Origin of the sequence: Zhongshania borealis (assembly GCF_039539625.1) — a bacterium.
Lineage (GTDB): Bacteria > Pseudomonadota > Gammaproteobacteria > Pseudomonadales > Spongiibacteraceae > Spongiibacter > Spongiibacter borealis.
Genome location: NZ_BAABDM010000010.1, coordinates 83,165 through 98,980, shown reverse-complemented (window position 1 = coordinate 98,980; position 15,816 = coordinate 83,165). Strand labels below are relative to the sequence as shown.

General features: G+C 51.0%; 14 protein-coding genes. 2 read left to right on the top strand and 12 right to left on the bottom strand.

The window, feature by feature from the left end; translation table 11 throughout:
- Nucleotides 1-61: 61 nt before the first annotated feature.
- Nucleotides 62-826 (bottom strand): hypothetical protein, encoded by a 765-nt coding sequence (locus ABD836_RS17335; RefSeq protein WP_344938421.1) that lies wholly within the window; start codon nt 824-826, stop codon nt 62-64.
- Nucleotides 826-1,341 (bottom strand): RDD family protein, encoded by a 516-nt coding sequence (locus tag ABD836_RS17330; RefSeq protein WP_344938419.1) that lies wholly within the window; start codon nt 1,339-1,341, stop codon nt 826-828. Before ABD836_RS17330 ends, ABD836_RS17335 begins: the two co-directional genes overlap by 1 nt.
- Before the next feature lie 241 nt (nt 1,342-1,582).
- Here ABD836_RS17330 and ABD836_RS17325 point away from each other — a divergent pair, with 241 nt between their 5' ends.
- Nucleotides 1,583-2,773 carry a hypothetical protein gene (locus tag ABD836_RS17325; RefSeq protein ID WP_344938417.1) on the top strand — a complete coding sequence of 397 codons (1,191 nt, stop codon included), beginning with the start codon at nt 1,583-1,585 and terminating at the stop codon, nt 2,771-2,773.
- A 32-nt stretch (nt 2,774-2,805) separates the two neighbouring features.
- Here ABD836_RS17325 and ABD836_RS17320 read toward each other — a convergent pair whose 3' ends face one another.
- The 8 genes from ABD836_RS17320 to ABD836_RS17285 form a co-directional block, all read right to left on the bottom strand.
- The gene (locus tag ABD836_RS17320) at nt 2,806-4,314 is read right to left on the bottom strand and encodes a hypothetical protein (protein WP_344938415.1); all 1,509 of its coding nucleotides are present in this window, start codon (nt 4,312-4,314) and stop codon (nt 2,806-2,808) included.
- A 20-nt stretch (nt 4,315-4,334) separates the two neighbouring features.
- Nucleotides 4,335-5,903: an LVIVD repeat-containing protein gene (locus tag ABD836_RS17315; protein ID WP_344938413.1), complete on the bottom strand. Its 1,569-nt coding sequence runs from the start codon at nt 5,901-5,903 to the stop codon at nt 4,335-4,337.
- Between the two features lie 48 nt (nt 5,904-5,951).
- Nucleotides 5,952-6,422, bottom strand: coding sequence for an Lrp/AsnC family transcriptional regulator (locus ABD836_RS17310; RefSeq protein WP_344938411.1), 471 nt, complete (start codon nt 6,420-6,422; stop codon nt 5,952-5,954).
- Nucleotides 6,423-6,432: 10 nt separating this feature from the next.
- Nucleotides 6,433-6,936, bottom strand: a complete 504-nt coding sequence (locus tag ABD836_RS17305; protein WP_344938409.1) for an Lrp/AsnC family transcriptional regulator — start codon at nt 6,934-6,936, stop codon at nt 6,433-6,435.
- A gap of 11 nt (nt 6,937-6,947) precedes the next feature.
- The gene (locus ABD836_RS17300; protein ID WP_344938407.1) at nt 6,948-8,567 is read right to left on the bottom strand and encodes a FadD3 family acyl-CoA ligase; all 1,620 of its coding nucleotides are present in this window, start codon (nt 8,565-8,567) and stop codon (nt 6,948-6,950) included.
- Nucleotides 8,568-8,724: 157 nt separating this feature from the next.
- A complete protein-coding gene (locus ABD836_RS17295; protein WP_344938405.1) occupies nt 8,725-9,171 on the bottom strand; it encodes a hypothetical protein in 447 nt (148 codons plus the stop codon).
- A gap of 185 nt (nt 9,172-9,356) precedes the next feature.
- Complete coding sequence (locus ABD836_RS17290) at nt 9,357-10,121, bottom strand: dienelactone hydrolase family protein (RefSeq protein ID WP_344938403.1); 765 nt, start codon at nt 10,119-10,121, stop codon at nt 9,357-9,359.
- A gap of 163 nt (nt 10,122-10,284) precedes the next feature.
- Nucleotides 10,285-11,142 (bottom strand): bifunctional transcriptional activator/DNA repair enzyme AdaA, encoded by an 858-nt coding sequence (locus tag ABD836_RS17285; RefSeq protein ID WP_344938401.1) that lies wholly within the window; start codon nt 11,140-11,142, stop codon nt 10,285-10,287.
- Between the two features lie 230 nt (nt 11,143-11,372).
- Here ABD836_RS17285 and ABD836_RS17280 point away from each other — a divergent pair, with 230 nt between their 5' ends.
- Nucleotides 11,373-13,772 carry an AsmA family protein gene (locus ABD836_RS17280; RefSeq protein WP_344938399.1) on the top strand — a complete coding sequence of 800 codons (2,400 nt, stop codon included), beginning with the start codon at nt 11,373-11,375 and terminating at the stop codon, nt 13,770-13,772.
- Nucleotides 13,773-13,786: 14 nt separating this feature from the next.
- Here the strand turns inward: ABD836_RS17280 and ald are convergent, their stop codons facing one another.
- Both ald and ABD836_RS17270 read right to left on the bottom strand, forming a co-directional pair.
- Nucleotides 13,787-14,902 carry an alanine dehydrogenase gene (ald, locus tag ABD836_RS17275; protein WP_344938396.1) on the bottom strand — a complete coding sequence of 372 codons (1,116 nt, stop codon included), beginning with the start codon at nt 14,900-14,902 and terminating at the stop codon, nt 13,787-13,789.
- Nucleotides 14,903-14,944: 42 nt separating this feature from the next.
- Nucleotides 14,945-15,781 (bottom strand): MBL fold metallo-hydrolase, encoded by an 837-nt coding sequence (locus tag ABD836_RS17270; RefSeq protein ID WP_344938394.1) that lies wholly within the window; start codon nt 15,779-15,781, stop codon nt 14,945-14,947.
- Between the last annotated feature and the right edge of the window lie 35 nt (nt 15,782-15,816).

Sequence of the window (15,816 nt, the reverse complement as noted above, 5' to 3'; positions counted from 1 at the left end):
TCAATTAGATATGCAATTCAATCGCGGCTTATTCGCATTTTGAAAATCGAATTGCCTCGCGTCACACCCTATATTGCAAATTGCGAAATCGCTTCACTGTGCGAGCAGTTAAAATGGGTAACACTGAAGACACTTGGGGCGCAGGCGAGGCAAGACGATGAATCGCCCGAAGCAGGCGAGCAGGCCAGCTCAAACCAATAAAGGCCACCCGGTCTTGCCAAGCAGGAGAATAATATTCACGAAGTGGACCTGCACTATAGTGACGAATATAGTCGTTTAAATCTGGTGAGTGGTTATTGTTCCAGCTCGCCGGCAACTCACAAAACGCGGCTTCATTGCGGAGAAAATGAATAATATGGCCGTTTTCTCCCCAACCAACGTCATCTTCAAGCGGTAGCGGGGTATCGATATTGTCGATTACTTTGTCAAGAAAAGCGCGTGAAGCCGGCGTATTAACAAACAACAACACCCCGGAATTGATACGATCACTGTAACCCCGCGCAGCATAGATGCTTTTATCTGCTTCAACAATTGCTTCTAGCGCCGGCGTTGTTTCCCGGACCTCAGCATCTGCATCGATATAAAATACACGCTGGTATCCGGACTCCAGCGCCCGCAGCGCAACAGACAGTTTAAGCCATGCGGTTTCATTGCCGAGCATACTGAACAAGGGGCGATCAATAACAACATGGGTATAACCATGACGGTCAGCATACTGCTTTTGCGTACGGAGCAGGCGGCGATAGCGCCAATGATAGCCATTCACCGCAACACTAAAAACCAGTGTATCGCCTGGCTTACAACTGGTTGCTTGAGGTAATTTCATCAATCTTGAAACTGAACAGGCTCTTTGGCCTTATTGCTAATGACAACGGTACTAGCGAGCTTGTCGTGCCAACCCTGCTTGCGCCGATCTAGGCCAACCCAAATAAAGCCCAACATAAAGACGAAGGCAGAAATATAATAGCTGAGATACCGGATCAACCACTGTGCAGTTGAAGGTTTACCACCGGTTTTAGCATCGACGATACTAATTTTAAGGAGCAATTTACCCGGCGTTGCCGATTTGTAGACCCAAAAAATAACAACAACTACCGCAGGCAAAATATAGTTGAGCAGCATACTTAAGCCACCGCTCATGCCCATGCCTTGAAAGCTCATCGTCGAGGCATGCATGCCGTCGCGTTCAATACTCGACCATTGAGCGTCGCCCATTGTCAGCGCGAAAATGGGAACAAGCAGTAAACCAAAAAGTACGGTATCAATAATAGACGCCCAGACGCGCACCCAAAACCCGGCATACTCAAGTGATTGTCCGCTGTTCTGTTGGGGACTTTCCATAACAACTCCATAGACGGTGACGTTCTCTGCCGGAAAACTTAAGTAGATGGCGAGAAGGTTTTCAAGGTAAAGACAACACGATACAGTGCAATGAATCTAAGAACACACAAGCCGGTGTATTGTTCCGCCAGCAAACCAACAGTGTACACGTTGAATCCCTACAAAAACTGCAGGATTTAGCCTAGTGACGCGCGCCATGTGCGGTGACATTTGAATACAGTGCTACGGAGATAATAGCCAAATGCCATTAACTGCCCTGCAATCCTACAATATTGAAAAAGCCCTTATTCGCGGAAAAACCATTGAAGCGATAAAACTATACCGGGAAGCGACAAATTGCAGCCTCGTCGACGCAAAAACAGCAATCGACCGGAACTTAGCGCAACTAAAGTTAGACAAACCCTGGTATTTTAAAGAATCACATCAGGAAGCCGGTCTCAAAAAACCTAGAAAAATCAGCATTAAAAAATCTCACATAGTTCTATTTTTTCTGGTCGACACGCTTATTTTTGGCGCGCTAGCTTACTATTTTCTGCTTCGAGACAGCCCCGCCACTCCGCTTTTCAATAGCCACCCAGCGCAAGCGAAGGCCACAGAGTCGCCTATTATAGGGCGCTCCAAAGCAGCCTCCCTACCCCGCTCAGTAGAGGCGAAGGATTACAGCACGCAGATCGGCGCAAGGGATACCTTTGATTCTTTGTACCACGACAAGTTAGACAGCGGTGCGTATATCGCCAGAAAAAATTCAGCCAAAAGCAGCAGCTATGACGACAGCCAAATAGAGAAACAAATTAAAACAGCCCGCAGCTTGCTCGCCCAGCAGCGCATAGCCCCGGCGAATACACCGGTATTGCGCATCGCCAGCAGTGTGCAGCACGCAACACTCGACGGCATCATTGACGATCGCGAGTGGGGCGATGCCACCCCAATTGTTGTCGATGAAGAATTCAACACCACCCTCTATCTAAAAACGGATGGCCAGTGGCTTTTTATTGCCTGCGATACCCCAAGGGAAACAAGCCAAGGCGGCTACGACCAACTACGAATTTATTTGCACGCCGGGCTTAACGACAACCTTGTGAATGAGCGCATACATATCGGCAGGCGCGCAGGCATCACCAGCATTCGGCAAACCCACTTTCGCTGGCAGGGAAAACCGCCAAACAATGACAATGAGCGCTGGAAAAAATACGCTATTAGCGACTGGGGAATTTATCGCCATGCCCAGGGCACCTCATCAATGTCGAGTGGCCACCGCCAATATGAAGCCGCTATTCATCTTGGCGAAGCTGGCCTACATCGCGGTGTGCCCTTCACGCTCTATTTAGAGGTCGAGACTGACCCTCTGAAAAACGAGCAGGGAAAATTCCTAGAACGCCAATATTTGGGTGAACTAGGCAATGAGAACAATCCGCAATGGATGGTATTTTAAGCCGCTATTTACTAGCTCAGAATACGGAATAACTACAAACGCGTGGCGGTGACGGGTTGCGCCAAAATCCACAAGCCAAAGCAAGTAAAGAGGATCATCAAAACCAGCATCGGCAATTGACTCAGGGTTGCCTGACGACGCAGTGGAAAGACCGACTGCGCTTCTTGATGCGCAAGATAGACACTCAGCACATGACCAAACAGGATTAACCCCACTTGGGTATGCCAGACCCAATCCATATTGGGCGCCACAGAGCTCGGGCGCCAATGCGCAGTATTAAACAGATTCCAAGCCCTACCAAAGGGGTCCGAAACAAGCCGTACGACCATCACTCCCTGGCTACCAATCAAGGTGTAGTAATGCGTAATGTGGTAAACCAAAGCAATCGGCAGCAACGAGTAGGTGAATTGCAAAGCCAGTGTTTGCAAAGGCACCCGAAATTTAGTCAGACGACGCACAATCGCCAGGAAAAAATAAAACACCGCCAGATAGAACAAGGGTGACAAAAACAAAACGCCAGACTCAAACACCCCGTGCATTGTCTTTAGTACGGGATAGGCCTGCACAATATTTTGGCCACGCCAGTCGCGATAGATACCCGCGAAATCCTGCCAGTAAACACTCGCCCAAATATTGGTCTGATGCAAACCGTCAAATGCCGTTGAAGACAATAAAAACAGCACAAACAACAGCTCGCTCATGGACGCCGCATTGCCACCTTGAAGACCCGAAAACGGTCGCCTGAATAGCACCGCGCCGCGCGGCAGCCGCGCCTCGCCAGAGCAAATGGTAATCGGCGCCATTTTCGACACGAGGAAAAATAGCACGCCAAAAAACTCACCGCGCTTGAACCATGCCTCACGGCCAAATAACCACGCAGCGATGACATTCAACAGACCGTAGCCGATCAAGCAGTAAGCCAAACCTCGTGGCCCGGTTTCACCAAATAGCTCAAGCCAGATAAACCCGATATACAGCAGTAATGCCGGCCAATATGCTAGGCGTTGCGGCCAGGAAACTCGACCCGAAAAATCAATCCTCAAACACCGAGCCAAGCCCCCAACCAGTGTTTGCCATGGGTTTAGCAGCGGATATACATCGCCAACCAAGGCGCTAAAATACGTAAAACCTAAAACAAATATGATCCAAAAAAAGGTCATATTAAAATTCAAATAGGCATTGCTCGTGCCCCACAATCCGCTGGCGACACACAGTAATAAGGCACCGACGCTAAGCACCCGCAGAATAAAAATTACGCTACCAGGGAGTACAAAGTGATTTTTGTCTTGTTCGCTTGGAATGAGCGTAGGCGGTGGCGGCGCAGGGCTTGGTTGCCGAGCAAAATACGCAACAAGAAAAAATGAAAGCAATAGTGCGGCAGAACAACCCCAAGCGTATAACCAGAACGGCACCGGCAAGGTGTAGAGCGTTCCGAAGGAATGCCCCCAGCCCGGCAGCGTATAAGCTGCCAAACCCAGCCCGAGCCCCCAGGCCTGCCATGTTTTGTTTTCAGCCCTACTTATACCGCGCTTAAACAGCATGGTTATTACCGTCCCGGCACTTAAGGCCCGGTAGGTTTAGGTGCAGTTGGCCCGGCACTGGCAGTGAACTCCAGAATCTGAAAGCCCGCGCTATAGGCGGCCAGCCAAATATGACCGGTTTCAGGCCGATAGCGAATATAGGTCGCAACGGAATCCCAGCGATCACCAGAACTACCAAACCCCTCTGACAGAAAAACCGCCGGCGTATTGGGATTAGGTGCGGGATGCCAATAGGCGATTTCGAATGGATTCGCTGGGTCGCGAATATCCCAAACACGCAAACCACCGGTGTAATAGCTCATAAACAACGTGGTCGCATTATTGACATCATCAAAGCCCACGTAATGCGCGGAGTAGTTTGCGATATCGATTTCAGTCTGGGCGCAGTTTTCCAATTTATTGACGTCGAGAATGATGTCCGACACTTTTACGGGATTCGCCTCATCAGTAACATCAATTATCCGACTGTGCGACCAAGGACAGACACCCGCCGTCGGCCACTCATCACTGGAATAAACATAGGTGCGACCGCCATTTTTAAACCAGCGCGCGGTATGGGAGCCGGCGCTTGGCGCCTCGCCGTCCAATAAATTACTCCACCCCAAAAAGCCAACCAGCGGCGGTTGCGTGCCAAACATGAAGGGTGACGGCGGCGTGCTGCGATCTTGGAATCCGCTGACGTCTAAAATCATCATGCCATTTTGCCCCACTGCCGGGCCATTGGGCAGCCCCAGCCCCAGCGACACAAAACCAAAATTCGCTTGGTATAGCCGGGTGCCTTCGGGGTTTAAGCCACAATCATGGGAGGCCGGTGAGTACAACTGAATCAAGCTTGGGTTTTCTATGTCGGTCAAGTCAATCACTGCATTGCTCTGCGCAGAGCTAGTGGCGTAAGCAGTCAAACCGTCGTCAGTTATACACATCGCGTGGCCCATGAAGGGCAAACCCTGATCAATGGTCCCAATGCCACCAGGTAAATCAGGAAGCGCTGGCAAGGTGATGCCCACACCAATATTGATCGACGCCGTTAGCACGGGTTTACGGCAATCCGTCGCATCATAAACATCAAATGCCGTGCCGCCGCCCCGCGTCGCGACAATAATATGCCGCGCCTGATTCGCCTGAATGGATTCATGCGGCGCGATCATGGCTGGGCTTTGCAGTATATCGATTAACTCAGGATTCTCAGGATCAGAAGCGTCAATAACCGCCATGCCGTTGAGTGCGCTGTATTGAGGGTCGATATAGGGCGAGGATGTCGGCCCAAATATTTGCCCCGGCGAGGTCGTGGTTACATAGGCACAATCGTCCAGCCACGCCATCGAGAAGTTTGCACCACGATCTAAGATGGTGTTTTGACCCACCAAACGCAGACCTTTGTGGTAACCCTGCGCCGCGCGGCCACTTAGCTGATCCGCCATTGGCACTTGGCCCTGTAAGCCTGTCTCTAGCAGGTCTTCGCTTCCTAGCTCAACACCCGTATTCGTCGCAGGTCGCGAACTACTGCTGCCACCACAACTGGATACACACAGAACACTGACCGCTAAAACAATAAGCTTAGCGGTATTACGCAGTTTTCTCGGGTTCATGGTTAGCCTCAATTAACGCTCATTATTATGTTTTTGAAACGGTAACAGCTAAACATCAACAATACGACTCATGCGGTAGTCATGCTTCACAAAATTCACACCCAGCGAGCATTCAGTACGACGGACACCGGGCAAACCAGTAATTCTACTGTGTAAAAAATGTGCCAGCTCAGCATTGTCGCGCACCAAGGTAATTGCCAAAATATCAGAACGACCTAGCATTTTTCCTACAAAGCCGATCTCCGGCACTGCAGCGAGTTGTTCAGCCACATCATCACACTGGGCACTGCGTTCGACCTCAACCCAAATATAGGCCAGCGTAGGATTGCGCAGGCGAGCAATATTCGTCATCGCCGTAATACGCACCTGGCCTTCGGTTTCCATGCGTTTAATACGGCTGCGTACGGTGCCTTCGGTGATACCCAAATCAGCAGCAATTTTGCGATTGCTGATTCGCGCGTCCTGGGCCAAACCGTCAAGGATTTTCCGATCGAGATCGTCTAACTGTTTTTTAGCCACGGTCACTGCCCTATACACCGTGCCCGAAAGGCACCCAGTTTGATTGATTTTTTAACACATCCAACGCGATCGAAGGCTGCAATTTACGCACACCGGGAACCGCCCCTAGGCGCAATAGTAATTCAGTGAGGCTCTCTTGATCTTTGGCAACCGCGAGGGTTTCGATGTCCAGAGTGCCAACCACCTGACACACGGAGAACACTTCTGGGAACGCGGCCAGATCTTCAGCCACGGCATCGGCCGGGCGACCCTCAACTTGAATCCCCACCGCCAACATCATGGAGTAACCCACGGCTTCGTAGTCGGTTACCGCCACCACCCGTAGACTATCGCCCTCTTCTAAGCGGCGCACCCGCGCCCGAACCGTCGCCTCAGTCAGACTCAATTCTGCGGCGAGCGCCTTGAACGCCATGCGGCCATCGCGGCGTAAATGGGCAACAATACGATGATCGACTTCGTCCATATGTTGCGATGGCGCGGGCCGCAAATGATCATCGCCTTCGAGTTCGGTCATGGCTGTTCCTCTTACTTTTTACTGCTTAGCAGCGTCGCTGCCAAAATTTTTAATTCAGTTTTTAAGACTTTGCCTGAGGCATTCATCGGCAAGATATCAACAAACTCGACATAAAATGGGCACTTATAGCGCGCCAGATGTTGACTGCAATGCTCGCTTACCGCTTGCGCACTTATGTCGCTACCGGCTTTTTTGACCACAAAGGCCATACCGACTTCACCCTGTGGGGCCTTGGGTACACCAATAACCGCCACCTGCGCGATTCCGGCCACGCCGTAGAGAACTTTTTCGACTTCGGCTGGATAAACATTCTCGCCATTCATAATGTACATGTCTTTTAAGCGATCAGTGATACGCAGATAACCGCGCTCATCCATTACGCCAATATCGCCGGTCTTTAACCAACCCTCGGCAGTGATCGCATCAGCCGTGGCTTCGGGCATATCAAAATAGCCTTGCATCACATTGTAACCGCGCAACCAAACCTCGCCTTCACAGCCCCGCGGCACTTCTTCGCCGGTATTGGGGGCGGCACAGATTAACTCGACGCCTTCAATTGCTCGCCCCGAGGTGGTCGCGATAGTTTCAGGCTCATCTTCTGGCCGGCAGATACTGACCACCCCCGTCGACTCAGTCAAACCATAGGCGGTGACGACAGTTTCAAAACCGAGAATATCGCGCATATCCCGCACCAGCTGCACCGGCACAGAGGCCGCCCCGGTAACGCCAAGCCGCAAACTCGACAAGTCGTAATCGCTACGCTCGGGGGCATTTAATAGCATTTCATAGAGCGACGGCGCGCCCGGCAACATAGTGACTTTGTCGCGCTGAATCGTTTCCAACACGCTGCGCTTATCAAATTTCGCCATAGGCAGAATAGTTGCGCCGCTAATGATCGCCGCCAACCAACCCGCTTTATAACCAAATGAGTGAAAGAAGGGATTTACGATGAGGTAATTGTCATCGCTGCGCAGGCCAACCGTGGCGCTCCAACTTTGGAATACGCGAATATTCTGCTCATGACTGCACAGTACGCCCTTGGCCTTGCCTGTGGTGCCAGAGGTAAACAACATATCAGCACTGTCAAAAGGGTTTACCGCCCGCTCGGCAGCAATAAATTTTGCGTCATCAGCCTGCGCAGCGCTCGCTAAAAAAGCGTCCCAACTCATGGCCTCAACACTGCCAGTTACAGCTGAGGGCAATAAAATTTGGTGCTGCAAATCCGGCAAGGCATGTTCGGCCAACATCGCAAGTGGCTCGCCTTTTTCCAGTTCAGTCACCGTAAGCAGTAGCTTTACCCCCGCACGGCGCAGAATATCTGCCGCCTCACTGCCCTGCAAACGCGTATTCAAGGGGACTAAAATTGCGCCTACCGATTGAGCCCCCGCCGCGGCCACTATCCACTGCGCGCTGTTCAGCGCCCAAATTGCCACGCGATCACCACGACCAACGCCCATCGCAAGAAACGCCCGCCCCGCTCGACAGCGCAAGTCGTTTAATTCCCGATAAGAGATGTCGCTGCCCGCCTCGCGAATCGCAGCCTTGGTATCGAATTGTTGCGCAGCCCAGCCAAAGAGGCGCGGCAGGGTCAGCGGCATATTGATGTTTTGCGGTGAGCTTTCCAGCAACATGAGGTGAGCAGTCCTGTTTATTATCGTAACTGGGCCAAGTCTAGGGACATGCGTGGCACACGACAAGAGAAATGCGTAATTTATGACAATATAAATTACGCATTATAAAAGACAACCAAGAAACCCTGCTTATACAAGGAGTAAAGCCTTACCCATACTACTTCGTTGCTTTAACAACAACCTGACCGTTAGAAAGGGCTATGCAGGTATAGAAATCCAGATAATCATCCTTACTAAGCTGCCCCTCAGACAAATCGATAGGGACTGACAGACCTTGACTGGTTAAATGACGCCGCTCAATAGCTTGCAAGCGGCCATTGGCATAGCCGCGAAAGTCATCATCCAATGATTCATTAGCGGCTAGCTCGCTGTAATAACTGCGCAGCGCCTTAGCTGCCGCCTCGCCCCATAATACAAAGTACTTACCAACGGCGACGGCTTTATCGGGATACTCCTCTTGCAAACGTTGCCGATTTTGGTTGATCGCATTGTCTTGATCCGGGCTGCAGTTATACAAGGCATAAAAATAACGATGAAAACCCTCGTCGCTGCCATCCAATTCCCGCTCGAGGGCCACTGTTGACGAAAAAACAAATTCAGACATAGAAATCCTTAGTAAATTAAGCAGAATGGCGCAGCGGTTCACTGCGCATGCACGAATAACAAAGCTGTCCTATTCAGCCAAGCATACCAATGCGCGTCGTTCTAACCCTGCACTCTGACTCTTTATAGTATTGTCTTTACCTATTGTCACGAATGCTGACAGGCCTATTTCGCATATTCACGTGCTCATCCACTTTGCAATTGCCGCCCAAAATAGGCCAGCACGGCGTCTAGCGCCTGCCGAGTTGGATGACCCGTTTCATCCACAAAATCCAGAGTAAGTACCGAATGCCCTTTGCCCGGCAGCGTTCTCAGATCAATACGCTGCTGCCCATCATTAAACTGCCTGTCGATGCTGTTAAATTTCTTCGCTGTACACAGCGGATCGCCCGCAAATCGAAAAGCCAACATTGCCGACGTTGTATCAATTCTTTGCCGTGTAGAGGCAATTTCATCGGCGCTCATATGCAGTGCTTCCTGACTATGAAACGGCATGGAAGGTTGCGAGGCGACAGCCGCCAACACGCTTTCGTCACCCATTAATGAAATAGCGAAATTGCCAGTCAAACACATACCAATAACGCCAACGCCAGCGGCCTGGGTATCGTCGCGAACTTTTCGGCACAAAGCGCGCAGCCAGTCGACAATAGGACTACTTTTGCCCGAACTGAATACACTAAACTCCCGGCGCAGACACAAAACCCGCGTCATGTTTCCAACCATGGACGTCTTGCCAATTGGGCCGAACAAATGAGGCATGTATACGGAAAAGCCGGCAGCAAGAAACTTGTCTGCCAGCCTGAGAGTCTCCTGCCCGATGCCGGGCAGTTCCTGTATCAAGACGATCGGCGCGCCTTTTCCACGATGGTAGACGTCGTGCCGGATAGGATGACCGCCCGCAATAGCGCTAAAGCTGTACTGTTGATATGCATCGATCTGTGTCGCTGTCATGCCTGCTATGTCCTGTGCGAGCCAAGAAAATCATAAATCCTTCTTCAACAGCTTATACTGCTTCGAAAAATTTTTCTTAACTGTAGCATGCAACAAAGTAAGTCGAGCGGCTTTGGTGGTATTAGCCCCGTAATCACGAATAGCAAAACACTGGCGCCAAAAATTACTCGCCAATGACCTTAGCTGCAACACGCGCTGTTTCATGCAGCAATATCGCCTGTTTACGCTCTGTCCCCCAGCGGTACTGGCTGAATTCGCCGGTACTGCGTATTACCCTATGACAGGGTATTAGATAGGCAATATGATTACGCGCAATGGCGCTCGCCACTGAGCGAACGGATGAGGCAATTCCCATCGCCCCAGCCAGTTGTTGATAGGAACAAACCTCACCGTCGGGTATCGCCAGTAGCGCTTCCCAGACTTTTAGTTGAAATTCACTGCCTTTTAATAAAACGCGCAGCGGCGCCGTTCCAGCCTTAATTCCGGAAAAAATTTGCGCAAAGACCGGATCAACAGCCCCTTGATCGCAACGCAAGGTAGCGGCAGGCCACTCATTTTGTAGTTCAGCTACGACTGCAGCCTCGTCGTCGGGCGAATCAAAAAAAGCAATTTTGCAAACCCCACGCTGAGTCTGCGCAATGAGGCAATAACCAAACGGCGAAGCTTGTACGCCGTAGCAAACGTCCATGCCAGCGCCCAGCTTGCGATACTCCCCCGGTGTCATGCACTCAGTTTTAATCATTAAATCATGCAAACGACTGCTGCCGCTTAGGCCGCAATCTAATGCCGCGTGTAGCACACTGCTACTGCGCAACTGCTGCTTGGCACGCTCTTTAGTCAAAAACTGCAGAAACTGCTTTGGGGATATGCCGGCCCACTCAGCAAACACCCGCTGCAGGTGAAACTCACTCAAACCCACATGATCAGCGAGATCACGCAAACTTGGCTGCTCTAATTGGCGTTCGGCAATAAAGTGGATTGCCTTGGCAACCCGTTGATAATTACTATGTGGTTCACTCATCGCCGCCAGCACCTTGCCTTTTAATGCCCCTCAGTTTGCCTATTGCAGTGCCATCCTGCCACCCGATTCTTGCTCAACACCGATACCACCCCACTCCACGAGAATGAATGGCACAGGGCTTGCTCTACTTTAGCTATACTGACAGAACTATTCACTGCTGACCTGTCCAATACTCTTGTGCAGCTCAACACCCTTACTCGCACGTTGATCTATACGACACGGAGATATGTATGCCCAGCGCATTAAAATACGCCCTTATCGGATTGCTTAGCGTGGCGGTGTTGGCGGGCAGCACCCTCGCAGCGCTGGTATTTTGGATAGACCCGAATATGTTCAAAGGCGAAATCGAGAAATTAGCCGCTGATCAGGGGCTTATCCTGAAATTAGAAGGCGATCTGTCTTGGCAAATTTTCCCAGACATTCAGATCGCCGTCGGCAAGGCCAGTCTAGCGACAGCCGATACCACTCCAACAACAGACATCAAGGCTGGCAGCACCGAAATCGTCCGCTTTGAACAGGCCCAGCTCGCCGTTGCACTAAAACCCCTATTGCAAAAAGAGCTTGTTATTAAGGGCGTGGCACTCACCGGTTTACATGCGAACTTAGTCGTCGACAAAAATGGTGTGGGCAATTGGAGCAAAATAGGTAATCAGACGGCGCCTAGCGAAAAACCGGTGAGCACCGATAGCAACGCCACACAAGAACTGGGCATTCAGAAACTTCGCTTAGAAAATAGCACCCTACACTATTCAAACGCCCAAACGGGACAGAACATTAGCCTTGAAAACCTCAACGTAAGCGGCGACAGCATTCAGTTGAATAACACTGAGTTCCCCTTGCAACTCAGCACGAGCATCACCTTCAAGGATGCCAAGCAAGACCTTGCCGCCGACATCGAACTCAGCGCCAAATTACAAATTAATAACACCCTCGATAATTTTATTGTGAGTGATGGCGACATTCACTTAAGCGCAGACCATCGTAATGAACAAGCCAAGGTCTCGGCCAAAACTCGAGTAAAGCTCAGCGCGACCGCTAACCTAAAAGACGCGCTGATTTGGTCCCTAAGCAACGTAGATGTGCAAGATACCAGCCTGCAATTCAATGCCACAGACGGCACTGAACTAAAACTAAATGCCTTCTCTTTGAACGGTTCAGTGCAGCCGGGTGGCGCACCAAACAAGCTCAGAGTAAAAACCGATCTCAGCTATAGCCCGCCAAACCAAGCCACTATCAGCACCCAAATTACACTTGAGTCTTTGGTGAGCGTCGATGCCGAGCTGAATAGCTTCAGCAGCGAAAACACCCTAATGACGACAACTATCGGCGATGAGACAATTAGTGTAAAAACCAGTGCCAAAGCCACTATTTCGCCACTGACTTATCAAGCCAACATGCAAGCTAGCCCAGCCAACCTGCGTAAAATTGCAAAAACCCTGGCAATTTCCCTACCTGAAATGGCTAACGCCAATAGCCTAAGCAGCGTTGGTGTAAGCGCCGCATTAAAAGGGGATGACAAACAGCTGTCTATTGCAGACCTCAATATTACTCTGGACGCCAGCACTATCACCGGTGAGCTAAGCCTGCCCCTCGTTGAGCCAAAAAACAAACTCACAAAAGTAAGTCTGAACATCGACAAAGTTAATATTGATCACTACCTGCCACCACCAAGCCCTAAAGAAGCAACACAGGCCAAGAGCACACCCGCGCCAAGTAGCGACAATTTAGCCCTGCCCAGCGAAATGCTGAATGCCTTAAATATCGACGCCAGCATAAAGGCCGGCGAACTCACTGTTAGCCAACTGCCCTTCAAAAACCTAAACTTAAAACTAGCGGCCAAGCATGGTATTAGTCAGATCAGCCCAGCCAGCGGCTTACTCTACGACAGCCCGTTTAAAATCACTGCGGAGATGGATAGCCGCGCCACCGCCGCCAAATTCCAATTCAAAGCCGACAGCAAACAATTACCGATAGGCAAAGTACTCACCGCGCTAGATATTAGCCAAGAGCTTTCTGGCCTAAGTGATGTTGATATTGCGTTAAGCACCAGTGGTGCCACTGTCAGCGGCCTCAAAAAGAACTTGGACGGCACGATCGCGTTAAGCGCCCAACAGCTTCGTTTAGTGAATATGAATATTGAGCGGGCGTTCTGCCAATTGGTAACCCGCCTACAGCAGGAAACCTTCGACCCTAATAATTGGGCGCAATACACAGATTTGCAGGACACGACGACAAAAATCGTCATCACCAAGGGGGTTGCCAGAATCGAACAACTCAATGCCGGCGTTACCAAGCTTGCATTGAGCGGCAGCGGTAAAGTCGATTTGACCAGCGACAGTTTTGACGTGGTCTTAAACAGCCGCCTTGCTCAAGTAGACCAAGACACCATGGCCTGTAAAATTAACAATGAAAAACTGTTAAATCGCGACATTCCCATTCGCTGCAAAGCGAGCTTTGACAGTGTTGGCGCCACCAGCTGTCTCCCCGACTTCCGTGTTATCGAAGACATTGCGAAAGAAAAGGCCAAAAACAAAGTGGAAGAAAAAGCACAGGAGTTGATTGATCGTAAAATGGGTGGTGAGAACGGCGAGGCCGCCAAACAATTGTTTAATCAATTTTTCAAGAAATAGACTAAACAAGGGCTTTATAAAATTAAGTCCCAGCGGCGGAAATCGCGCTGCTGGGCGCCAGCCACCGCGGCACATATTAACTGCCCACGCGCAATGCTGAGCCCCGCAGCCAAGTTCGGCTGTGCGCGTAGCGCCTGATTTAATGGCTGATCGGCCAGCGCTGCGACAAAAGGTGCGCTTGCTAAACTCAATGCCTGCGTTGCCGTACGTGCCACCGCGCTGGGTATATTTGCGACACAGTAATGCACAACTCCCGTTTGGACATAGGTCGGCGTTAAATGGGTAGTAGGATGAGTACTTGCAAAGCAACCGCCCTGATCGACGGCCACATCAACTAGCACTGATCCCGGCGCCAAATAGTGAAGATCCTCAAGGCTTAATAATTTGGGCGCGGCGCCGCCGGGTATGAGCGCGGCGCCAATGACCATATCGACCTCAGCCAATAGCACCTGTAAATCGAGGTCTTCATTACTTAGGGCAGTAAATCGATCGCTGTTATATTGGCGGCGCAAACTCTGCCTGCGCGCCTCGAAGGGTTCAATTAAAGTGACGTTAGCGCCCATACCCAAGGCGACATCGGCAGCATTGCTGCCCACCACTCCGCCGCCAAAAATCAATACATGACCGGGCTCTAGTCCCGCCACTGAACCCAGCAACACGCCAGAACCACCCTGCGCTTTTTCCAAACAGTGCGCACCCGCCTGCGTAGCCAGACGGCCAGCAATTTCGCTCATTGGCTTGAGCAAAGGCAAGCGGCCCTGATCATCAGTGATAGTTTCGTAGGCAATACAGCTAGCGCCACTGGCAATAAGCGCATCTGTCAGCGCGCGATTTGGCGCGAGGTGTAAATAGCAGAACACGATGTGCCCCGCGTTAAGCCGTGCTACTTCTTCTGGCTGAGGCTCTTTTACTTTTACGATCAACTCAGCTTGCTGATACAAGTCAGCAAGCGAGGTGATGATTTGCGCACCGCGCTGTTGGTATTCGGCGTTGCTATAGCCAGAGCCTAAACCGGCATCCGCCTCCAGTAAAACCTGATGACCGGCTTGAATAAGCTGAGCGACCACAGCTGGCGTTAAGCCAACGCGGTATTCCTGAGCTTTGATTTCCTTGGGTACAGCGATACGCATACAACCCCCGTTCCAATCAATTCAATGTATTTACATCGAGCCCTAAATTAACTCCCACCGGCCTTCATTCTGCACGGCTCGCGACTCTTTCTCTAATTTAAGCAGATGCGCCCACAAAGACAATTTTGCAATGGGGTGAATGCTGGGATCCACGTCCCGATACGCAACCAGCACCAAGTCGTCTAAATCGCCGCTAGCGACTTCGTTAAACGCGGCAAGCACCTTGGCCTCACGGCCTAGGCGATGTGCGACCAGCCCTTCAATCTCAGCATGAGGTGTAGTAATTAAGCTGCCATGCCCCGGCGCGAGGTAGCGCATAGGGTAATCGAGCAGTAGCTTCAGTGAGGCAACGTAGTCGGCCATATCACCAGCAGGGGGAATGATAACGACGGTAGAACCCTGCATGATGTGATCACCGGTGAAAACTGCGCCACTGGCTTCGTGGATAAAGCAATAATGATTGCCCACGTGGCCAGGGGTATAAATTGCGCGAAGCACACTGCCATCGACATCAAAGCAATCATCATGGTCAAGCCCAGCGGTCGGCGCAAATCGCGGATCTTGATAGCCGTCATTTGCAATACTTGCGCCGATCACCGGCACCCCCGAAAAGCGCAATTGCAGCTCCGCCGCGCCGGGCGAATGATCAGGATGAGTGTGCGTAGTCACTACACGCTCAAGCTCAGCACCCAAGCGCTGAATTGCCGCCACAATCGCGTCGATGTGCTCAGGAATATCGGGACCAGGATCTAAGACCGTAATCGACTTATTACCCAGCAAATAGGTGTTCGTGCCCGGTCCAGTCATAACACTGGGATTGGGCGCCACCAAGCGGTGAACACCGGGAAGAATCGTTTCCAATACGCCTGCTTGCATCATATCGCCCAACTCAAATCCATAATTAAACCCTCATT